Origin of the sequence: Streptococcus mitis (assembly GCF_047459985.1) — a bacterium.
Classification (GTDB): domain Bacteria; phylum Bacillota; class Bacilli; order Lactobacillales; family Streptococcaceae; genus Streptococcus; species Streptococcus mitis_DZ.
The window spans coordinates 123,885-146,665 of record NZ_JASHHD010000002.1; the positions used below are offsets into that span (position 1 = coordinate 123,885).

Consider the following 22,781-nt stretch of genomic DNA (forward strand, 5'->3'; position numbering starts at 1 on the left):
TTTCCCTCATTCTAAAAAATCAATCAAAGGAAGAACTTCTAAAAAATCCCTCTTGTCAACATGATTCGGTATTTCTTTTTTGAGTACTTCTTTGGCACAAAAGGCGATTCCTAGCCCTGCCGACTTCAACATTAATAGATCATTGGCCCCATCACCGATTGCAACTGTTCTTTCTCTAGGAAGTTGCAGTTCCCTTCTCCATTGTTCCAGAGTCTCTTTTTTGACCTGGGGACTGATAATTTGTCCAACTAATTTCCCTGTTAGATGATCGTCTTTGACTTCAAGTTGATTGGCAGAGAGATGGGAAATGCCGAGGGATTTTGCTAATCTGTCAACTATTGGTGTAAATCCACCTGACACCAGACCAACTAGGATACCGTTCTTTTGGAGAATAGAGACGAATTCCTGGGCATTTGGCGATAGATGAATAGAGTTGAAGACTTTATCGAAGACCGAGACAGGAAGACCTTCCAACAAGGACACTCTTTTTCTTAAACTGCTTTCAAAGTCTAACTCTCCCCTCATTGCCCGACTTGTAATCTGCGAAATTTTCTCCTCACAAGCTGCCTCTCTTCCCAACAAATCAATCACTTCTTCTAGGATTAAGGTCCCATCAACATCCATGACACACAAGCCTTTTACTTGATACATCAGTTCTCCTCTCTAATACTCTTCGAAAATCTCTTCAAACTACGTCAGCGTTTCCTTACCGTAGGTATAGATAACTGACTTCGTCTGTCTTATCTACAACCTCAAAGCAGTGCTTTGAGCAACCTGCGGCTAGCTTCCTAGTTTGCTCTTTGATTTTCATTGAGTATAAATAGCCCAAAAATCGTATGAAATTATCATACGATTTTATCTATTAATTAACTAAACTATGATACAAGTCTAGGTATGACTTGCATGCTGTATCCCATGAGAAATCACACTCCATAGCTTGTTTTTGTAGGTTTCTCCAAATGTCTGGATGATTTCTATACAAGTCCAAAGCTGTTTGGAAAGTCCAATTTAACCAATAAGGAGATAGATTGTCAAAGCTAAAGCCAGTACCGCTTCCTTCAATCGGATTAAAGGCTTGAACAGTATCTCGCAAGCCACCAACTTCATGAACCAATGGCAAGGTTCCGTAACGCATAGCCATCATTTGAGACAAGCCACACGGTTCAAAACGACTCGGCATGAGGAAGAGATCACAGGCAGCGTAGATTTCTTGAGCTAGTTTGACATCAAAAGTGATATTTGCTGATAGCTTGTCAGGATAAATCTGAGCAAACCATGAGAAAGCTCCTTCAAAGGCTGGGTCTCCAGTTCCCAAAAGAACAATCTGAACATCTTCTTGCAAGATATGGTGCAGACTTTCCACCACCACATCAAAACCTTTTTGACGTGTCAAACGAGAAACAATTCCTACCAGAGGAACATCAACTCTAACTGGCAAACCAACTCTCTCTTGTAATTTTGCCTTATTCTGGGCTTTTCCAGACAAATCTTCCTGACTAAAATGATAGTCTAAAAGGGCATCCGTCTGAGGATTATAAAGGTCAGCATCAATCCCATTCACGATACCAGAAACTTTACCAGACTCCATTCGAAGAATCTGATCCAAGTTACATCCGAACTGGCTGGTCATAATTTCATGAGCATAGCTAGGTGAAACGGTTGACACACGGTCTGCGTAAAGAATACCTGCCTTCATCCAGTTCAGACAGTTGTTCCAGCGAAGGGTACCATCAGCATAACGCTCAAAGCCAACTCCAAATAAATCCCATAACATTCCTTCTGAGAATTGTCCTTGGAATTCCAAATTATGAATGGTTAAAACAGTTTTAATTCCATGATAGGCTTGAATCCAACGGTATTTTTCCTTTAACAAGAACGGAATCATAGCTGTATGGTAGTCATGAACATGGAGAAGGTCAGGGATAAAGTCAATTCTTTCCATAGCCTCAATGGCAGCAAGTTGGAAGAAAGCAAAGCGTTCTCCGTCATCAAAATCACCGTAAACATGACCACGGAAGAAATAATATTGGTTATCAATAAAGTAGAAGGTTACACCGTTTAAGACTGTTTTCTTAATTCCACAATACTGTCTGCGCCAACCAACACTCACTTCAAAATGAAGAACATCTTCAATCTGATCTCCAAATTTAGCCTCTACCATGTCATAGTAGGGTAAAATCACTGCAACTTCATGTCCAGCTTTTACCAGTGATTTAGGAAGAGCGCCAATGACGTCTCCCAAACCACCTGTTTTTGAAAAGGGTGCACCCTCAGCTGCTACAAATAAAATTTTCATGAATGAATATCCTCTGTTACTTTAGCACCTTTCTTAACGACAACTGGATGTTCTGCAGTTCCTCGAATCACAACGCCATCCGCAACTTCAACACCCTTATCCAAGATAGCATATTCGACTTGAGCACCTTCTCCAATAACGACACGAGGGAAGAGTAGGCTATCTTTAACCAAGCTATCCTTATGTACATGAATATTACGTGATAAAACAGAATTATCCACTTGACCCTCAATGATACTACCAGAAGCAAACTGAGAAGTGCTTACCTTAGATGTGTTAGCGTAGTAAGTTGGTTCTTCATTCTTAACCTTTGTATAAATCTTTTGGTTTGGTGAGAAGAGTGAGTAGAATTTTTGAGATTCAAGCATATCTTTGTTAGCTTGGTAATAAGACTCTACAGAATGAATATTTGCCAGATAACCTGTGTACTCGTAGGCAAAAGCTCCTTCTTTAGCAGCTAAATCACGTAATACATAGCGCAATTTCTCTGGATGTTCTTTCTTAGCTTCTTCTTCCAAGCGTTCAATCAACCACGGTGTATCAACTACGAAGATATCTGTAGACATGTTGTAAACTTCATCTGTTGACTTGCTATCAAAAAGTTTATGAGAACGGACATGGTCTGTTTCATCCACTTCTAAGATTGCATTTACTTCTGAAATATCTTTTTTAGCTAGTTTTTTATAAACTACAGTGATAGGCCCTTTTGCTGCATTATGTAGGTGGAATACTTGATTCAAATCAATATTAATCAGAACATCGCAGTTTAGGGCAACCGTTTGGTTTGACCCAGAACGTTTCAAATAAGTAAGAAGCTGTTGGTAGTATTCTTTTCCAACTGTGCTACTTTCCACACGGGTATTGTAAATACCTAGATAGTAGTGGCTAAGAAGAGTTGATAAGCCCCACTCACGCCCAGAACGGATATGGTCAAAGACTGAACTGATATTGTCTTGTTGGAAAATACCAAAGATACTACGGACACCAGCATTAGCAAGACTTGAAAGCGGGAAGTCAATCAAGCGATATTTCCCACCAAATGGCAAACTAGCTACTGGACGGTGATCTGTCAATGTTGACATATCATGAAAACCAACTGTGTTTCCTAAAATGGCAGAATATTTATCAATCTTCATCTGTTGCTACCCCCACTACTTCATCATATCCTACAACTTGTACTTCTTCTGTTCCATCAATTTCGACACCATCGGAAATAACTGCACCTTCACCAATAATAGCACGTTTGATTTTAGCTCCCTGACCAACAATCGCGCCACTCATGATAACTGAATCTACTACTTCTGCCCCTTCGCGAACTTGCGCTCCTGTTGAAAGGATAGAATGTTTAACAGTTCCATCTACGAAACAGCCATCAACAACCAAAGAATCTTCCACATGAGCATTTGCCCCAAGGAAGTTGGGTGGTGAAATTAAGTTTCTTGAGTAAATCTTCCATTGACGGTTACGACTGTCCAAGGCATTTTCTGGAGAAATGTACTCCATGTTGGCTTCCCAAAGCGACTCAATAGTACCAACATCTTTCCAGTAACCACTAAATTCATAAGCATAGACACTTTCACCTGACTCAAGGTAATTTGGAATGACATTTTTACCGAAGTCTGACATATCGACATTGCTCTTTTCAGCAGCAACAAGCATATTGCGAAGACGTTGCCAATCAAAGATATAAATCCCCATAGAAGCTTTGGTAGATTTAGGTTGAGCTGGTTTTTCTTCAAATTCAACAATGCGATTGTTTGCATCTGTATTCATGATACCAAAACGACTTGCTTCTTTAAGAGGAACATCAAGAACTGCTACTGTCAAGCTGGCATTATTATCCTTATGAGACTGGAGCATATCATCATAGTCCATTTTGTAGATGTGGTCCCCAGACAGAATCAAGACATACTCAGGATTAACACTGTCTATATAGTCGATATTTTGGTAGATTGCGTGGCTAGTCCCCTCAAACCAACGATTTCCTTCACTTGCAGAATAAGGTTGAAGAATAGAGACACCAGAATTGATACCGTCTAGTCCCCAGCTTGAACCGTTCCCAATATGGTTATTGAGAGCAAGTGGTTGGTACTGTGTAATGACTCCAACATTGTTGATGCCTGAGTTGGCACAGTTTGAAAGAGCAAAGTCAATGATACGGTAGCGCCCACCAAATTGCACAGCTGGTTTTGCGATGCTTTGAGTGAGTTTACCGAGACGAGTTCCTTGCCCACCAGCAAGAATCAAAGCTAACATTTCATTCTTCATTTTCTACTCCTTTTTGGTTTTTACTTGTGACAGTTTTAGTAGGTTTCAAGCGACGCTTGATTTTCCATATACTTGCTCCCATAGCCGGTAGGGTAAAGGTCAAGGTTTGCTCATAATCTTTCCATAGTCCTTCTTGCGTTTGAACAGTTTGGTTATGTTCTTTCCAGACACCGCCCCACTCTTCTAATTCAGTATTCCAGACTTCTTCGTAGATCCCTGCAACAGGTAGTCCGATTGTAAAATCTTTTCGTTCAACAGGTGCCATATTAAAGACACAGACTAACATATCATCCTTCTTACCCTTACGGATGAAGGAAAGAACACTCTGGTCTCGATTATCCGCATCGATGATTTCAATACCATCATAGCTGGTATCAATTTCCCACAGACAGCGGTGGTCTTTGTAAAACTGGTTTAGCTGAGAAGTGAAATACTTCATCTTAGCATTCATTGGATCTTCTAGGTTAGACCATTCCAACTGTTCTTCGGATTTCCATTCTAAAAATTGACCATATTCGCTACCCATGAAGAGCAATTTTTTACCAGGGTGACAAATTTGGTAAGTGTAGAGATTGCGCAAACCTGCGAATTGATTGTAGCGATCTCCCCACATCTTGTGCATCATACTCTTCTTGCCATGAACCACTTCATCATGCGAGAATGGTAGGAGATAGTTTTCCTTGAAAACATACATAAAGCTGAAAGTCACTAAATTAAAGTCATACTTACGGTAAATTGGGTCTTCTTCGTAGAATCGGAGGATATCATTCATCCAACCCATATTCCATTTGTAGTCAAAGCCAAGACCATCTGAATCCTTGGTGTCAGTAATCTGAGTAGCTGATGAACTTTCCTCAGCTATCATCATAACGTCTGGATGAGCTTGTTTAATGACATCATTCAAACGTTTTAAGAAATAATAACCCTCATAGTTGAGATTGCCTCCATCTTTATTAGGTGTCCATGGAGCATTATCATAGTCCAAATAGAGCATGTTGCTAACAGCATCCACTCGAATACCGTCCAAATGGTAAAAGTCAATCCAAAACTTAATACTAGAAATCAAGAAGGACTGGACTTCATTCTTTCCAAGGTCAAAATTGAGTGCACCCCAACCATAGTTATGAGCCTTATTATGGTCTTGATATTCAAAAGTCGGTGTTCCATCATAATAGGCCAAAGCATCATCATTAATAGTGAAGTGACCAGGTACCCAGTCAACAATAACCCCGATATTGTTTAAGTGACATTCCTCTACGAAATCTTGAAATTCTTCAGGGCGGCCATAGGCATGCTCTAAAGCAAAGTAACCCATAAGCTGATATCCCCAACTCAAACCGAGAGGGTGAGACATCAAGGGCATAAACTCAATGTGAGTATAATTCATCTCAACCAAATAAGGAATGAGTTCATCTTTCAATTGAGCGAAACTATAAGGTGTCCCATCGGGATTTCTCTTCCAAGAGCCAGCATGAGCCTCGTAAATATTGACAGGACGCTCTTCAAAGCTCAAGCGTTTTCTACGAGCTAACCAGAGGCCGTCCTTCCATTTTTTCTCTGGGATTTCTGTTAAAATAGCCCCAGTACCAGGTCGCGCCTCATACCGTACAGCCAAAGGGTCAATCTTCATAAGCTGATGACCATTTGCACGTGTGATATGATACTTATAAATTTGGCCTTCATAAGCAAGACTGGTAAAGACTTCCCAGACTCCAAATTCATTCCGTTCCATTGGAATTTGATTTTCAACCCAGTTAGTGAAATCCCCTACCAAGTGAACAGCCTGAGCATTAGGTGCCCAGACACGAAAAGTGTAGCCATACTCACCATTTTTTTCTTCCCTATGTGCTCCCAGATAATGCTGGAGGTGAAAATTTTCACCTGTCATAAAGGTTTCTAAAGCTTTTTTCTTATCCATACATCCCCCTATTTCTGTAAGCGTTTTCTATAGATTTATTATACTACCTTTTTAGGTAAGATTCAAGTAAATTACGGAATTTGCAAAAAATTCTTTTGAAAGTCTTCAACAAATTCACTGATGTATTCACTTGTAAATCAAGAAATTTCAAGAAACGCTTTGAAAACAGATTGTTTTTTTTATTATACTATCATAAAGTTCGTTATTTTCCTAACAAAAATGTGATTTTAAGTAAAAAAATAAACCAGGAAACGAATTTCCTGATTTTATTGTTTTAAGAGAAACGGTACTGCAAATGAATTTAAACTGTAAATCTACTCTACAAGACTTTAAAGACGCTGGCACTGACACCACCAACCATGTCTTTATCAGCTAAATGGCTATTAGTCACCAAGAGTTTGAGATTTCCTGCATTTTCAAACTGGAAATCTTGCCCTTTAGCATTCAAGACAACCAATAGATGTTCTTCACCATGAATCTCATAGACAATCCAACCGCTATGTTCGTGGGCTGAATGAACAAAGACATGATGGTAAATGTCATCATAAGTAGGGTAAGAAAAGGCACTGGTTTCTGTCTTCAATCGAATCATCTGACGGATAAAGTCAATGCTGTCTTGACGCTCATTAAGAAAGTCCCAGTTGACTTGATTCACACTGTCTGGAGCATTATAGCTATTCATAGCACGCTCTCTATCGTCATGGGTTAACTCATCATTTTCGCCAGTCGCAACCAGTTTGGTACGACCAAATTCTTGACCGATTTCCATAAAGGCCATCCCTTGCATGAGCAGATTCATGGCTGTGGCAGTTTCGACCTTACGCATGATTTGCTCTGAACTTTGATCTGGATGTAGGGTTGCCAACAAATCGTGAAGGTTGTAATTATCATGGGCTTCCACATAGTTAAGCACTTGGTTTGGATGTGTATAGGTTCCTAATTCACGACTACCTAGAATTGCTTTGGCTAGAATTGGCTCTGTCGCAGCACCACTGACAAAACCTGACTTGATAGCACCGTAAACTTCTCCTCCTTTAACAGCATCACGCTGATTGTCATTAAAGAAACCAATATTTGGCATCTGGTAGGCATTGTCTTTCTTGGCCTTATCATAAGGCGCAAGACCTGTTCCCATATCCCATCCTTCTCCATAGAGGATAATGTTAGGATCAATTTCATCCAAGATCTGACGAATCATTTGCATAGTCTTGACATCATGAATTCCCATCAAGTCAAAACGGAAGCCGTCAATATTGTATTCCTGCACCCAGTATAGGAGGGAATCAATCATATACTTGCGGAACATTTCGTGTTCACTGGCTGTTTCATTTCCAACACCCGTTCCATTCTGGAAGGTACCGTCTGGATTCATACGATAGTAGTAATCAGGAACAGTTGTTTGGAAAGGTGCATCAACAACTGAGAAGGTGTGGTTATAGACCACATCCATAATGACACCAATACCCGCATCGTGATAGGCTTGAACCATGGTCTTCAAATCACGAATAACCTGAGCTGGATCATCTGGATTAGTTGAAAGGCTCGTTTCTGGTGCATTATAGTTTTGTGGATCATAACCCCAGTTGTAGGTTACATTCCCATCCGCATCATATTCTTTATGACGGTCTGCAATTGGTTGCAACTGAACATAATTGTAGCCCAGCTTCTTGATGTAATCAAAAGCAGTTGACTGACCGTACTGGTTAACTGTTCCAGTCTGAGCAGCACCCAAGAAAGTTCCTCGAAGATGTTCATCCACACCTGAGGTCGGTGATTTGGTCAAATCACGAATATGCATTTCACAAATAACTGCCTTACATGGATTTGCCAAGCGCCAAGTAGCCTCAGAACCGTGCTGAACCTCAAAGTTTTCAACTTGCTTTTCTTCATGACTCAAAATAGCTGAACGTTTGCCATCAGGACTGGTTGCGATGGTGTAAGGGTCGCGTGTCAGTGTTTGGTGATGGGGGAATTGGACTTGATACTGATAAGCTTTACCAGTCAAATCTTCTTCAAGATCCAAACTCCAGACACCGATTGTATTGTCTTTATGGTTATAAGAGTAGCTATTGCCTCTCTCCATTTCAAAAGTCTTCCAAACAGGAGCATCGTTAGCAGCTGATTCATAAACCACAACCTGCACTTCTGTCGCTGTTGGGGCCCAAAGGGCAAAATGAGCCTGATTGTCCTCTACACGGCAACCCAATTCCCCTTGGTAACCCCAATGATGATCAAAACTAGCACTGTTAATAGCCTTATCAAAGGCAAACGGATTTTGATTTTTATAGAAAGGACTTGCAATAGCAGGATTTTCAGAATAATAAATTCTATCATCTCCTTCCAAAATCCAGACCTCTGTTAAAAGAGGATAGTGATTGAAACGGATAGCATATTCTTTACTGGTTTGACCTGTATGAACCACAAAATTCAAGCTTTCCAAAGCGTGGGCACTTGGATGTTCAAAACTAAATGAAGCACCAAAATAATCTTCTTTGTAGGTCAGTAAATCAATTCGCTGGTCCTGACTTTTTATAAAAGAGCAAGTGTCGTATTCTCCATTCTTGCGATGGTAATGAATACGCATAGGGTAGTTATACATATTTTATTTTTCCTTCTTAATTTGTTTCTATTTCACTAATAAATGCTTGACAGATTTTGTTCCAATTAACAAGCATTGTCATACTGTCTAAACTCTGCTTTTAAACGATCATTACAGACTTTCGAGCCAAGCTTCATCTCGAACTTCGATACCAAGTTCTTGTGCCTTTTGAAGTTTACTTCCAGCATCTGCTCCTGCAACGACGAGGTCGGTCTTTTTAGAAACACTGCCTGTCACCTTGGCACCTAGACTTTCGAGTTTACTTTTAGCTTCTGAGCGCTTGAGACGTTCCAATTTTCCAGTCAATACAACGGTCAAACCTGACAAGGCTGCATCTGCTACTACTGTCTGACCTTTATAGTCCAGATTGACCCCAGCTTCTTTTAATTCTCTTAGGAGAATTTCCGACCCTTCTGTCGCAAAATAGGTCTGAAGACTCTTGACAATCACACCACCTAGACTTTCAATACTAGCTACTTCATCTGGATCTGCCTGAGCTAAGTTTTCAATAGAGTAGAAATGTTGGATCAAGAGCTGACTGGCCTTGCTTCCGACATGGCGAATTCCCAAACCAAACAAGAGCTTCTCGGCAGAATTTTCCTTAGATGCTTGAATGGCCTGATATAGTTTTGCAGCGGACTTTTCCTTAACACCTTCTAAAAGGAGAAAATCTTCTTCTTTCAAACGATAAATATCCGCCACATCCTTGACTAAATTGGCAGCAAAAAGTTTCTCAACAATAGATGGACCAAGTCCTGTAATATTCATGGCATCTCGAGAGGCAAAGTGAATCAAACCTTCCATAATTTGGGCAGGACAACGTGGATTGATACAACGGAGAGCCACCTCATCTTCAAAATGAAGCAAGTGACTGTCACAACTTGGGCAGTTTGTTGGAATATCTAGTTTCTCTTCAGAAAGACGTTTAGACTCTACCACACGCAAAACAGCAGGGATGATGTCCCCAGCCTTATAGACAATGACCGTATCCTCTTTGCGGATATCTTTTTCAGCAATATAATCCACATTATGTAGAGTCGCACGGCTAACAGTTGTTCCCGCTAGTTGTACTGGAGTCAGATTTGCAGTCGGAGTCACAACACCGGTACGGCCAACTGTCCAGTCAACTGATAAAAGTTGGGCTTCTTTTTCTTCAGCAGGGAACTTGTAAGCTACTGCCCACTTTGGAGCCTTAACGGTAAAGCCTAATTCTTCTTGGCTTGCTAGGTCGTTGACCTTGATCACCACCCCATCAATATCATAAGGAAGATGTTCCCGTTCTTGTCCTACTTCTTGGATAAAATCCCAGATTTCATCTATATTTTCAGCCAAAATTCTCTTAGGATTGACCACAAAACCTAGTTGTTCTAGGTGCTTCAAAACCTTTTCTTGACTATCACGAGTTGAAGGACTGGCTTCTTGATAGAGGAACGTCGCAAGATTGCGCTTGGCTACTACTGCTGTATCCAACTGTCGCAGAGTTCCTGCTGCCGCATTACGAGGATTAGCGAATTCAGGCTCTCCATTTTCTTGGCGAGCTTGGTTGACCTGGTCAAAAGAAGCGCGTGGCATATAACATTCCCCACGAACTGTGATATCTATTTCTTCTGGCAAAGTTAAGGGAATGTCCTTGACACGCTTGAGATTTTCTGTGATATTTTCACCAATAGAACCATCTCCACGCGTTGCTCCAGCAACTAAAATCCCCTTTTCATACGTCAGCGAGATAGATAAGCCATCGATTTTCAGTTCACAAATATAGGTTGGATGAGCTACTTCCTTACGAGCACGCGCATCAAAAGCTTCAAGCTCCTCACGTGAAAAAGCATCCTGCAAACTATAAAGAGGATACTGATGACTATATTTTTCAAAACCATCTAAAACCTTGCCACCAACACGATGGGTCGGACTGTCTGCTAACACTTGATCTGGATAGGCAGTTTCTAACTCAACCAACTCTCGGTAAAGGCGATCATACTCACTGTCTGAAACCGACGGATTATCGCTGGTATAGTACTCAGCCGCGTAGCGATTTAGCAAGGCGACTAACTCATTCATTCTTTTGTTCATAAAACCATTTTACCATAAAGTAAGCCCTCCTCACAAACGAGAAGGGCTGAAAAAATACTTAGATTGGAATTATTTTCAAAACTCAACAGACTTATGTCTCTTTTTCAAAATGAGTTCGAACATACACGAGGGATAAACAAGACAGAATGATAACCCCGCTTCCAATTATCAAGAAAGAAGAGAGATGTACACTTGGTAGCACTGTCATAAAGCCTTTCGCAATCGGCATAAAGAGAATGGCCAGTGTAAAAATTGTACTCAATACCCTTCCCAGATATTCTCCGTCAACCTTGGTCTGTACCTGAGTGAAAAAGTGAATATTAAAAATTGTCATAAACAATTCACAAATTAAATTTCCAGCAAAAGAAAGGAAAGTTGGCAATGGTAAACCCATCATAAAAACTCCAATACCAGTCAAAGCTAGTAAAATCAAAAGGCTATGAACACTTGCCTTTACTTTGCTAGCTAGAATAGCTCCCACAATGGAACCAATTGCCCCCATAGTTAAAATGCTTGCGTAAGCTCCCTCTACTCCGTAAAGCCTATTTGAAAAAGGAAGAAGAAATTCAAAAGCTGCAAAAAAGAAATTGACACTGGAAGCTACTAACAAGAGAAAGAAAATTTCTTTTTGATGCCAGATATAGTGCAAGCCATCTTTGATATCTGCAAAAATATCTTTCCCTGTAAAACTCTTCTGCTCTTGAACCTTTGGTTCTTCTTTGGGAAGTAAAGCGACTAGGGCAAAAGCGATGAAAAAGGTCAAAGCATCTAATAAGAGCGTCAGATGGAGACTTGCAAATTGTAAAACAAGGAAAGAAAGCACCGGAGAACTGACTCCTACAACCTGTAAAACTAACTCCAAGCGAGAATTATAGGTCACTATCTCGTCTTTTTCTACCACCTCTGTGATAATAGCTTTATTGGCAGGCCTAGAAAAAGCAAAGGCAATGGCCTGAACAATATTAGCAAAGATCAAAGCTCCAATCATCCAGCTATCATTTCTGATAAAAGAAATGACCAGACAGAGAATCCCACAAACCAAGTCGGTTGTCATCAAAATCTTGCGGCGAGAAAAACGATCTGAAATCACTCCACCAAAGGGATTAACTAGTATGGATGTAACGAGCTCAGAGATCTGATAAATTCCTAGAACGGTTTGCCCAATCGTTCCCATCGATGCCAACCAAACACTATTTCCATAATCATAGAGCATATTTCCTAGTTTGTTAATAGCTCCGCGACTAATCAACTGCACCGCATAGCGATTCATATAAAAACTCCTCTCAAATTTTGAAACTATTGTATCAAAACTGAAAGGAGTTTCTTATTTTTTCCCGTATTTGGGAAATTAATCTTTTACAAATTTATCGTAATGTTCCTGATAGTAAGCTACTTGCTCCGGAAGACCTAGCAGGTCAAAAATATGCATGGCTTCCTGCATTTGTTTACAACCTTCTTCTTTTTGTCCCTTCTGATAAAGAGCAAATCCCTTTAGAAAGTGGAAAACATTACGCTCATAGAGTTTGATGCTCTTACCTATGATCTTCTCTATATAAGCTTCAAAGTAGTTGGCATTTTCAAAAGCAAGATGTTCTAAACAATGCTGGTAACAGTTAAGAGCTAAAATCAAGACCAGTTTTCGATGGCGTCCAATTTCTTTGTAGAAATCCTCCCTCTCCATCACTTCTCTACCAAGGCGAGTAACATATTCCACATCATAAAAGCTATAGAGATTGCCAAAGAGGATCAACTCATACATGGTCCATTCTTCCGTTCGGAAAAGATAATCTACCACCTTATCCAAATCATCCTGCTTCATCTCATAACTCGAATCTCTTTGACAAATCAGACCTTGTAGCAGAATCCAGTTCAGCTCAAAATAGAGGGGAGTTGTCGAACTCTTGGCCTTTTCAAGTTGTTCTTTTTGAATCTTTTGGAAACCTGCAATATCATTTGAATAGTAAAGGGGCACAATTTGTCCCATCATGGCAACATGTTCATGATTATGGAAATCCCTAGCCTTATCCATGAAATTTTCGATTGTGACATGAATATTATCCAAAATATCAAAGAAACGTGAGACTGCTAGGTCAGACTCGCCAAGCTCAAAGCGAGATAACTGAGAAGTTGAACAGGACTCCCCTGCCGCCTCCTTTAAAGAATAATTTCCACTTGTTCGAAATTCACGAAATACTTTTCCAAGATGTTCCATCTTTACACCTGCTCTGATAATTCTTCCCATTCAAGCATAGCTTCTTCCTGACGTTGGCTAATTTTGTCCAGCTCAGCCTGCAATTCCATCAGTTTGTCGGCATCGTTTGTTTCCAACATTTGTTCTGAAATAGCTTGGCTTTGACTTTCTAGCTCTTCAATTTCAGCTTCTAGACTTTCGATTTGTCGCATGAGCTTACGAACTTCTTTTTGACTTTCTTTTTGGGCCTGGTAGTCATTGACTGAAGTTGCTTCTTTTACTTGATTGCTAGTTGAAACTTCCTCAGTCTGACTCATTTCTACTTCTGCTTTCTTCTCAACATAGTAGTCGTAATCTCCTAGATAGAGAGTTGAACCATTCTCAGACAATTCCAGTACATGAGTTGCCACACGATTGATAAAGTAACGGTCGTGGCTGACAAATAGAAGAGTTCCATCAAAGTCAATCAAAGCATTTTCTAGCACTTCCTTGCTATCAATATCCAAGTGGTTGGTCGGCTCATCCAGAATCAAGAAGTTGTTGTTTTCCATAGACAATTTAGCTAAAAGCAAACGAGCTTTCTCGCCACCTGACAGCATGCCGACTGATTTTTTAACATCATCTCCTGAGAAAAGGAAGGCGCCAAGGCGGTTACGAATTTCAACTTCTGGTGTCAATTTAAAATCATTCCAGAGTTCATCCAGTACCGTATTACTTGGTGTCAGCTTGCTTTGGGTTTGGTCATAGTAACCAACCTCAACATTGGCGCCAAAGCGCTTTTCCCCCTTGATAAAAGGAATCTGATCCACAATAGACTTAATAAAGGTTGACTTGCCGATTCCATTTGGACCAACGATGGCGATAGCATTCATCTTGCGAAGGTCTAGGTTGATAGGCTCTGACAATATTTCCCCATCATAGCCAATAGCAGCATTCTCCACCGTCAAAACAACATTACCTGATACTCTATCAGAGTGAAAAGTCATATTAGCTGATTTCTTACCAGCTTCAGGCTTGTCTAAACGCTCCATTTTTTCCAGTTGTTTGCGACGAGATTGGGCACGTTTGGTCGTTGAAGCTCGGACTAGATTGCGATTGACAAAGTCTTCCAGAGCTGCGATTTCCTTCTGTTGCTTTTCATAGTTTTTTGCCTCAGTAGCTAGCTTTTGCTCCTTCAGCTCAACAAAACGAGAGTAATTGCCCACATAGCGATCCAAGGAATGTTTAGTCAAATCCAGCGTAATTGTCGCAACCTTATCCAAGAAATAACGGTCGTGGCTGACAATAATAAGGGAACCACTATAGTTTACCAAGTAATTTTCCAACCAGGCAATCGTTTCAATATCCAAGTGGTTGGTTGGCTCGTCTAGTACCAAGAGATTAGGCTTTTCAAGAAGCATTTTGGCTAGAGCCAAGCGAGTATTTTGACCACCCGAAAGCTCAGCAATTTTCATCTGCCACATAGATTCGTCAAACTTGAATCCATTCAAGATAGCTCGAATATCAGCTTCATAGGTAAAGCCGCCTGCTTGGCGAAAATTTTCAGATAAGCGGTCGTAATCTGACATCAGTTTATCCAAATCCTCACCAGACTTTTCCCCCATCTCCAACTCCATCTGACGAAGTTGTTTCTCCGTCCGACGCAAGTCATCAAAGACATGAAGCATCTCATCATAGATGGTATTTTCAGACTCAAAACGGCTATCTTGGGCTAGGTAAGACAGCGAAATATCCTTTTTCTTATTGATTTCTCCACTAGTTGGCTCCTCTTCTCCAACCAAAATCTTCAAAAGAGTAGACTTACCTGCACCATTTTTCCCAACAAGGGCTATCCGATCACGTTCATCAACCTGCAGATTGATATTATCAAAAAGAACCTCTCCTGCAAAAGAACGTTCAATTTTATTAGCTTGTAAAATAATCATACAAGTAGTATAGCATGTTTCCCTAAGGCATTCAAGACTTGATAAAGAGGCATATATCACTACTTTTCTGAAAATTATGCTACCGTTTTACTAAAGTGCTAAAAAGTGCTATAATGTGAACGGTTAAAACAATTTACAAAAAGGAGAATTTCAATGTCTTACCAAGAAAATTACCAGAAATGGGTTGATTTTGCGGAGCTTCCTGACTACCTTCGTCAAGATTTAGAAAATATGGACGAAAAAACAAAGGAAGATGCCTTCTATACCAATCTTGAATTTGGTACTGCAGGTATGCGTGGCTTGATTGGTGCTGGTACAAACCGTATCAATATCTACGTTGTTCGCCAAGCTACTGAAGGATTGGCTCGTTTGATTGAGTCAAAAGGTGGAAACGAAAAAGAACGTGGTGTGGCAATCGCTTACGATAGCCGTCACTTCTCACCTGAGTTTGCTTTTGAATCTGCGGCAGTTCTTGCTAAACACGGCATCAAATCTTACGTATTTGAAAGCCTCCGTCCAACTCCAGAACTATCATTTGCAGTTCGTCACCTCAACTGTTTTGCAGGTATCATGGTTACAGCCAGTCACAACCCTGCTCCATTTAACGGTTACAAGGTTTACGGTGAAGACGGTGGACAAATGCCTCCACACGATGCAGACGCTTTGACTACTTATATCCGTGCAATCGAAAACCCATTTGCAGTTGAAGTTGCTGATGTGGAAGCTGAGAAAGCTTCTGGCTTGATTGAAGTCATCGGCGAAGCTGTCGATGTGGAATACCTCAAAGAAGTTAAGGACGTTAACATCAACCCAGCCTTGATTGAAGAATTCGGTAAAGACATGAAGATTGTCTACACACCACTTCATGGTACTGGTGAAATGTTGGCACGTCGTGCTCTTGCCCAAGCAGGATTTGACTCTGTTCAAGTTGTTGAAGCGCAAGCAACTGCTGACCCTGACTTTTCAACTGTAAAATCTCCAAACCCAGAAAGCCAAGCAGCCTTTGCCCTTGCTGAAGAACTCGGTCGTCAAGTTGGTGCAGATGTTCTTGTGGCAACTGACCCAGACGCTGACCGTGTTGGTGTAGAAGTTCTTCAAAAAGATGGTAGCTACCTCAACCTTTCAGGTAACCAAATCGGTGCTATCATGGCTAAATACATCTTGGAAGCCCACAAAAATGCTGGAACTCTTCCTGAAAATGCAGCCCTCTGCAAATCTATCGTTTCCACTGATTTGGTAACGAAGATTGCTGAAAGCTACGGCGCAACTATGTTCAACGTCTTGACAGGTTTCAAATTTATCGCTGAGAAAATCCAAGAATTCGAAGAAAAACACAATCACACTTATATGATGGGATTTGAGGAAAGTTTCGGTTACTTGATTAAACCATTCGTACGTGATAAAGATGCTATCCAAGCCGTCCTTGTAGTTGCTGAACTTGCAGCTTACTACCGTTCACGTGGTTTGACACTTGCTGATGGTATCGAAGAAATCTACAAAGAGTACGGCTACTATGCAGAAAAAACAATCTCTGTTACCCTTTCAGGTGTCGATGGTGCTGAACAAATCAAAGCAATTATGGCTAAGTTCCGCAACAATGCTCCAAAAGAATGGAACGCAACAGCTATCACTGTCGTAGAAGACTTCAAAGCTCAAACTGCTACTGCTGCAGACGGCACTGTTACAAACTTGACAACTCCTCCAAGTGATGTGTTGAAATACACACTTGCTGACGGTTCATGGATTGCCGTTCGCCCTTCAGGTACAGAACCAAAAATCAAGTTCTACATTGCAGTTGTAGGTGAAACCAACGAAGAATCACAAGCTAAGATTGCTAACATCGAAGCAGAAATCAATGCTTTTGTAAAATAAAGACCTAAAAAAGATGAGAGAAACCAATCTCATCTTTTTTTCGTATCAAATCTAAGCAATTTTAGAAACTTTATGGCATACTAGACTTATCAATGAAAGCGAGGTAATCTCATGGAACAATTTTTAGATAATATCAAAGACCTTGAAGTCACTACAGTTGCGCGTGCGCAAGAAGCTCTTGATAAGAAAGAAACTGCAACCTTCTTTATCGGTCGCAAAACTTGCCCTTACTGCCGTAAATTTGCTGGTACCTTGGCAGGTGTAGTATCTGAAACTAAAGCTCACATCTACTTCATCAATAGTGAAGAACCAAGCCAACTCAATGAGTTGCAAGCATTTCGCTCACGTTACGGAATCCCAACTGTACCAGGATTTGTTCACATTGCGGATGGACAAATCAACGTCCGTTGTGACTCTTCAATGTCAGCACAAGAAATCAAAGATTTCGTAGGATTGTAAAAGATATAAAAAAGAAGGTACTCGCCTTCTTTTTAATTATTTTCAAAATAGGAATCAACCAACTCCTGAATTCTTCCTTCTTTAGCTGCTGGAATAGTATCTTCTAAAACAAAATTCTTCCTACTGATATCTTTAGAAAGATTTCCAAAGATAAAATTAGTCGAGATGTTATAGATAATCTCTGAAGGTGCAAATCCATAAACTTGATTTTCCAGGATATGCTTTAAGCGTTCCTCAGAATTTGGAAAAGCATCTTTCAAACCTTCGCTATTATATAGCCGCTTAACAAGTTCAGCAATATAGAGACCAGACTTCATGTACAAATCAATGAATGTCTTAAATGGATCATCAAATATTCCTGGATTTTCTTTTTCAAGATCATCTACCATCCTCTTCACTACCCGTTTAGGAGTGAAAATCTGATTGGTTTTCTGTGGTGGAATATAGTCGAAAATATCTTCTTTTTGGTCTTTAAAATAATCCGCCAACTCCTCTTTCTTGCGAAGAAATTCTTGGATTGCTTCATCAAATGTTGCTCGATCAAAGAGATGTCCTGCAAAATCTTGTCCACCATCTCTCAAATAACGAAATTGATCAATCGTAATACCAGTCACCCCAAAGAAGACTTGCTCAGGAACAAAGGTATCAAAATTATCAAGTGTTAGAGATTGATTGCCATAGGCCATGATGAAACTTGGGATGGTTCGTGCAAATCCACGAAGATGGTCACGAATCTCATCTTGAGCTGATTGTTTCAACTGCTCAACACGTTTTATCTCAACCTGTTCGATAATCTTCTCAGGCATTTTTTCCACTTCTTTTTTAAGTGTTTGCTCTAGTTTTTCTTTGTGGATGAGATTATTTTCTTCTATTCGTCTTTCAAGATCTTCTTGAATCTTATCTTTCTGCTCCTTATCATTTACTTCCTTGAGCTGTTGCTGCAACTCTTCCTTGATATGAGCTTCAGTAATTTTACGTTCTATCTCATTTTTTCGAACTTCATTCTCAAATGTTGCTGTAATTTGTTTCTTGATTTGATCTGTTTCTCGAGTTTTAAGGTTGTATTCACCTTTCAAATCTTCTACAATCACTGAAGAAACTGTCTTGCTCAAATCATTAACCAGCTGTTTTTGAGTTCTGTCCTCATCCTTAGTGAACAAATCTGTCACAGATTGACTAAGTCCATAGACTTTTTCACCAAAAAGTCGCATTTGCTGATTAATTACAATTTCATGGTCTACTACTGCATTTCCTTCATCATCTACTGTAACATCTGAAAAATCTAGTAAATCAGAAGGTGTTTGTAACTTGCCTTCCTTTTCAACTGGCAGCTCATTTAAAATATCTAGAAATGTTTGACTAGCTTGGAAAATACCGCTGATATTATCAAATAATAGATTGGACATAAAGCCTCGTTTAAGAACTTCTCTAGCTTTAATCTGACGAGGGATAGTTAGAACCGCCTTGGCATCAATTTTAACCATCTTACCAGCACGATCTTCAGCTATGACAGGGAAGAAATTTAGTAATTCTCTGATGTTTTCTTCACGAGTTGTCGAAGTCCCGCAGCCTCCTGCAGTAGCAAGCGATAAGTTGTTGGCAAACTCATCAAAGAGAATCAAGGTTCTTTCCGGTGCAAAGTCAAATACATAGGCTTTTTCTTTGCGGAAATGATTTCCTTTGCTATCGGTCCATGAATATGGGTTCTGAGCACGAAATGCAGCTTGCATATAAAGAGCTGGTGATTTCAAGTTTGATAACATCAATACGCCCGTCCATTCAGGGATGGTGACCCCTGTCGTCAACTGACCGACGGATAGGGTAATAGTTTTATCATTATCTGCTATCGCTTGTCTAACCAAATCTAAGGATTTGAGTTTGACTCTATCGTCTTCTTCGGACATACGTCCGTCACCTGCAGCTAGAACAATCTCATAGTTTTCATAAATTGGGTGTTCTTCTAGTAGGGATTTTAAGGCTTTAGCTGAGGCGACACGTTCCAAAAGCCAAAAAGTATGCTTGAGTTCATTACGAAGTTCTTTGGTTGAAAATGGATACTTTTCATTGCTTGATAGAGTATTTATCCAATTTCTGACATCTTGCTCATGGATAAATTTCCCTTTATCATCTGTAGCGAAAAATTCACTCAAGTCAAAAGCATAGTCGATGTTCTCTCCATCGAGTTGAGCGCCTTTTTCTAACTCCTCACCAATCATCTGAGACATTTGATACGTAAAGAGATTTAACTGAGGCAAGCTCTCATATGGATTTTCCTCTTCTTGCTCAGGCGACCAATTCGTTTTGGCTGCCTGCTCATCAGCATAAGACCAGTTGTAGATCTGCTCCTCTGTAAACTCTCCTTTAGCCAATGCCTTAAATGGAGTTCCAGAAAGATGTAAAGTAAAGTTTCTACGAATCTTATTAAAGGTTTGGTCAGTCTTGAAGGTATCAACTCCTTCGTGAGCCTCATCGATAACCAATAAATCCCAATGCAAATCAGTCACCCACTTGAGTTTATCGTGCTCTCCACCTAAATAAACAGAACCTTTCAAGTCTTGAAGACTGATAAAAGCAAGTTGTCTTACATCGTCATCTAAAATACCAACAAATTCTTTACGTGATAAGGTTGGACGACTCTTAAGGCTATCCGATTCAGAAACAAACTTATAAGTCGTTTGACCTGCTATGAATGTTTCAAAATCATCATACCATGAATTAGCAATGGCAGGCCTGTTGGTTACAATTAGAACATTAACAGCTTCCATTCGACGAGCTAGGTCATAGGTAGACAAGGTTTTACCAAATCGTGGCTTGGCATTCCAGAGAAATTTGCCTCCAGCATGTTCTTGGAAATAAGCTAATGTCTTAGCAACTGCTTCTTCCTGCTCTTGTCGCAAGGTATAGTCCTGTCCTTTTCCAGGCTGATAACCTGACAAATCATGCTGAACAAACTTATCAAAGAGATTTTTAGATTTTTCAGGAGTTCCATTAAAGTAAAACCATTCAGTCTTGGGACGACGTTCTACATCATGGAAAGAAAGGAAATGATGGAAATCATGATCCTTGAAAGTTTTCCCCTTATCAGGATCTTCTGTATAAGTAGCTTGTCCAGTCCACAATATGTCTGTAGCTATATGAGCAGTATGCGTTTGCTCCTTGATACGTTGTGTGACATCACGTTCTGTATAACCAATCTTAATCCAGCCTTCATTACTGGTTACCGTAGGAGTGGTGTAGGCATAGATTTTAGGATGAATCTCTTTAGAGGTTTTAATTTCTACCATCAATCCATCTCCCTTACATGAGTCTCAATAAAAGCAATTTCTTCAGGAGAAAGATCATATTTTTGATAGAGCTGGCGGTCAATATCAGCCACTGATTGTGTCCAATCAATGACCGAATTGACCGTAAAGTCTTGGAGTGGGATATAATGCCATACTGCTTTCGTATTATCTTGAGTAATTTTCAAAACTCCAAGCATTGTGCGCAAAAACTTAGATTTAATGTATTTTAAACAAGCCTCTGCTTCTTCTAAAGAATTAAATTCACCAACAGAAATAAACGTTTCTGTATACCCGATGACGGGGTACCCGATGACGGGGGTCGATAGGACTTCGCCAATCGCCCCACTTCCATTTGCTTTTGGAAGAATTATTTTATACTTTTCAAAATTTGATGGACATGTTACATAATCTTTTCTAAACCATTTATATACACGTTCATTATTAAAACGCCCATATATTTTAATATACTCATTTCCATCTTTAGGTTTAACATCAAAAAATAATTCAGGCAATTTTTCAAAAGCATTAGAAGCAACTCTCCTATCTGAAACTCTCTTCATAAGATTAGGAAAATCTGTATAAATCAAATCAGAATATCGATATGATCCTCTATTAGTAACAAATTGATCAATAGATTCAAAATTTTTCTTAATAACTTTTTTTCTAATTGAATTCATTTCTATAAAGGGAACAAAAACTTCAATTGATTCAAATTCTTGTTCAGTATCATAATAAGTAACTGCTACCCCACCTTTAATATCAGTTCCAGGAAAAACATTGCCACTTTTTTGTTCAAAAAAAGATACCTTTACATGTTGATTATTCAACATTTGTTGATTCCAAGTTTTTGGAGTCCCTCCAGCATTTGATAAAAATCTAGCAGGAGTTATTAAAGATACTTTTCTAGAAATTTTGTATGATTCTGAAATAAATTTGTGATATATAGGCATATCCTTCGTACTTGTTCCCTGCGCCTCCTCTTGGTAAGGCGGATTTCCTATCACGACATCAAATTTCATTTCACTTTCCTCACTAGATAGGCGCTCAAAACCTATCATCTTGTTCTTTTTCCAGTCTTTGATTTGGGTTTTAGATTCTTCTGCTTGTTCTACTTCCAGCTCATCTGAAAACAAGCTTAACTGTTGAGATTGCTTTTGTGTAGCTGAGTAAGGACTAATTTTTTTCAATCCATCCATCTGAAAGACATTGTAGGATATAATAGTCGCAATTTCTTTCTTTTGCTCTAAGGTCGGTTGATTTCCAGTCTTTGCAAGATAGTAGTCTTCAAATGTTGCTAAAAGATTTTCACGCGCCAAAAGCAGAGAATCCCCTTGATACTCATAGCCATAAGAAGCATGATAGGCATCTTTTACAAGTTCATAAAAGGCGACTTCATCTGAAGCCTCACGACTAATACGCTGTAATTTTCTATCAACAAAACCAACTCGCTCAGATAACGGAATTTCCTCACCAGTTACTGTATCATAACGCGTTACCATATAAGGTGCTTCACCACAGGTGATTTCTAGCCAGCGTAATTGGATATAATCTTCAAGATCCAGAGATTCAAGCTCAGCTTCCACGTAGCCATTTTGCTTTTTAACTAACCAAGTTGGCGTAAAGACTTCGGCTCTAATCTTGGTTCGGTCTTTTTGCTCATACTTAGACTTTTCTGATCGGGGTTGAATCAAGTTTGCATAGGCTCCCGTCACCCTACTTGGAGTGATGCGATCACTTGGAGCAAATCCCTTTCCTAACAATTCATAAGAATGCGTCGCCCAAACAATATTTTTCTTGGTCGTTCGATCTTTTAAAATAATTTTTAATAAGTCAGCCGATTCTTTAGATAAACTTTCTTCACTAATATCTATTGTCATAAGCAACCTCTCCTATATTGTA

At 39.7% G+C, this 22,781-nt stretch carries 14 protein-coding genes; 2 read left to right on the top strand and 12 right to left on the bottom strand.

Annotated elements, in window-relative coordinates:
* Positions 1 to 6 precede the first annotated feature (6 nt).
* The 10 genes from serB to QM959_RS02200 all read right to left on the bottom strand — a co-directional run bounded on the left by serB (position 7) and on the right by QM959_RS02200 (position 15,267).
* On the bottom strand, positions 7 to 651 hold the full coding sequence (gene serB / locus QM959_RS02155; RefSeq protein ID WP_414371122.1) for a phosphoserine phosphatase SerB: 645 nt from the start codon (positions 649 to 651) through the stop codon (positions 7 to 9).
* A gap of 211 nt (positions 652 to 862) precedes the next feature.
* Positions 863 to 2,296, bottom strand: coding sequence for a glycogen synthase GlgA (gene glgA / locus QM959_RS02160; RefSeq protein WP_414371124.1), 1,434 nt, complete (start codon positions 2,294 to 2,296; stop codon positions 863 to 865).
* The gene (glgD, locus tag QM959_RS02165) at positions 2,293 to 3,432 is read right to left on the bottom strand and encodes a glucose-1-phosphate adenylyltransferase subunit GlgD (protein WP_247934752.1); all 1,140 of its coding nucleotides are present in this window, start codon (positions 3,430 to 3,432) and stop codon (positions 2,293 to 2,295) included. The genes glgA and glgD overlap by 4 nt, the downstream gene beginning before the upstream one ends.
* Positions 3,422 to 4,564 carry a glucose-1-phosphate adenylyltransferase gene (locus QM959_RS02170; protein ID WP_247934753.1) on the bottom strand — a complete coding sequence of 381 codons (1,143 nt, stop codon included), beginning with the start codon at positions 4,562 to 4,564 and terminating at the stop codon, positions 3,422 to 3,424. The genes glgD and QM959_RS02170 overlap by 11 nt, the downstream gene beginning before the upstream one ends.
* Entirely contained in the window at positions 4,554 to 6,482 is a 1,929-nt protein-coding gene (glgB, locus tag QM959_RS02175) for a 1,4-alpha-glucan branching protein GlgB (protein WP_414371126.1), read from the bottom strand. The genes QM959_RS02170 and glgB overlap by 11 nt, the downstream gene beginning before the upstream one ends.
* A 319-nt stretch (positions 6,483 to 6,801) precedes the next feature.
* Complete coding sequence (gene pulA, locus QM959_RS02180; RefSeq protein WP_414371127.1) at positions 6,802 to 9,081, bottom strand: type I pullulanase; 2,280 nt, start codon at positions 9,079 to 9,081, stop codon at positions 6,802 to 6,804.
* Between the two features lie 111 nt (positions 9,082 to 9,192).
* Positions 9,193 to 11,151 (bottom strand): NAD-dependent DNA ligase LigA, encoded by a 1,959-nt coding sequence (ligA, locus tag QM959_RS02185; RefSeq protein ID WP_414371129.1) that lies wholly within the window; start codon positions 11,149 to 11,151, stop codon positions 9,193 to 9,195.
* 91 nt (positions 11,152 to 11,242) lie between these two features.
* Positions 11,243 to 12,421 (bottom strand): MFS transporter, encoded by a 1,179-nt coding sequence (locus QM959_RS02190; protein ID WP_414371130.1) that lies wholly within the window; start codon positions 12,419 to 12,421, stop codon positions 11,243 to 11,245.
* 78 nt (positions 12,422 to 12,499) lie between these two features.
* Positions 12,500 to 13,363, bottom strand: coding sequence for a MutR family transcriptional regulator (locus tag QM959_RS02195; protein WP_414371404.1), 864 nt, complete (start codon positions 13,361 to 13,363; stop codon positions 12,500 to 12,502).
* Between the two features lie 2 nt (positions 13,364 to 13,365).
* A complete protein-coding gene (locus QM959_RS02200; RefSeq protein WP_414371132.1) occupies positions 13,366 to 15,267 on the bottom strand; it encodes an ABC-F family ATP-binding cassette domain-containing protein in 1,902 nt (633 codons plus the stop codon).
* Positions 15,268 to 15,420: 153 nt separating this feature from the next.
* Here QM959_RS02200 and QM959_RS02205 point away from each other — a divergent pair, with 153 nt between their 5' ends.
* Both QM959_RS02205 and QM959_RS02210 read left to right on the top strand, forming a co-directional pair.
* Complete coding sequence (locus QM959_RS02205; RefSeq protein WP_000121686.1) at positions 15,421 to 17,139, top strand: phospho-sugar mutase; 1,719 nt, start codon at positions 15,421 to 15,423, stop codon at positions 17,137 to 17,139.
* Between the two features lie 111 nt (positions 17,140 to 17,250).
* Positions 17,251 to 17,598 (top strand): thioredoxin, encoded by a 348-nt coding sequence (locus QM959_RS02210; protein WP_414371134.1) that lies wholly within the window; start codon positions 17,251 to 17,253, stop codon positions 17,596 to 17,598.
* Positions 17,599 to 17,630: 32 nt separating this feature from the next.
* On the opposite strand, the gene QM959_RS02215 is transcribed toward QM959_RS02210, so the two are convergent.
* Entirely contained in the window at positions 17,631 to 20,885 is a 3,255-nt protein-coding gene (locus QM959_RS02215; RefSeq protein WP_414371136.1) for a DEAD/DEAH box helicase family protein, read from the bottom strand.
* Complete coding sequence (locus QM959_RS02220; RefSeq protein ID WP_414371138.1) at positions 20,882 to 22,759, bottom strand: Eco57I restriction-modification methylase domain-containing protein; 1,878 nt, start codon at positions 22,757 to 22,759, stop codon at positions 20,882 to 20,884. The genes QM959_RS02215 and QM959_RS02220 overlap by 4 nt, the downstream gene beginning before the upstream one ends.
* Between the last annotated feature and the right edge of the window lie 22 nt (positions 22,760 to 22,781).

Coding starts and splice junctions, on each gene's coding strand:
- serB (WP_414371122.1), bottom strand. CDS start 651: ATGTATCAAGTAAAAGGCTTGTGTGTCATGGATGTTGATGGGACCTTA.
- glgA (WP_414371124.1), bottom strand. CDS start 2,296: ATGAAAATTTTATTTGTAGCAGCTGAGGGTGCACCCTTTTCAAAAACA.
- glgD (WP_247934752.1), bottom strand. CDS start 3,432: ATGAAGATTGATAAATATTCTGCCATTTTAGGAAACACAGTTGGTTTT.
- QM959_RS02170 (WP_247934753.1), bottom strand. CDS start 4,564: ATGAAGAATGAAATGTTAGCTTTGATTCTTGCTGGTGGGCAAGGAACT.
- glgB (WP_414371126.1), bottom strand. CDS start 6,482: ATGGATAAGAAAAAAGCTTTAGAAACCTTTATGACAGGTGAAAATTTT.
- pulA (WP_414371127.1), bottom strand. CDS start 9,081: ATGTATAACTACCCTATGCGTATTCATTACCATCGCAAGAATGGAGAA.
- ligA (WP_414371129.1), bottom strand. CDS start 11,151: ATGAACAAAAGAATGAATGAGTTAGTCGCCTTGCTAAATCGCTACGCG.
- QM959_RS02190 (WP_414371130.1), bottom strand. CDS start 12,421: ATGAATCGCTATGCGGTGCAGTTGATTAGTCGCGGAGCTATTAACAAA.
- QM959_RS02195 (WP_414371404.1), bottom strand. CDS start 13,363: ATGGAACATCTTGGAAAAGTATTTCGTGAATTTCGAACAAGTGGAAAT.
- QM959_RS02200 (WP_414371132.1), bottom strand. CDS start 15,267: ATGATTATTTTACAAGCTAATAAAATTGAACGTTCTTTTGCAGGAGAG.
- QM959_RS02205 (WP_000121686.1), top strand. CDS start 15,421: ATGTCTTACCAAGAAAATTACCAGAAATGGGTTGATTTTGCGGAGCTT.
- QM959_RS02210 (WP_414371134.1), top strand. CDS start 17,251: ATGGAACAATTTTTAGATAATATCAAAGACCTTGAAGTCACTACAGTT.
- QM959_RS02220 (WP_414371138.1), bottom strand. CDS start 22,759: ATGACAATAGATATTAGTGAAGAAAGTTTATCTAAAGAATCGGCTGAC.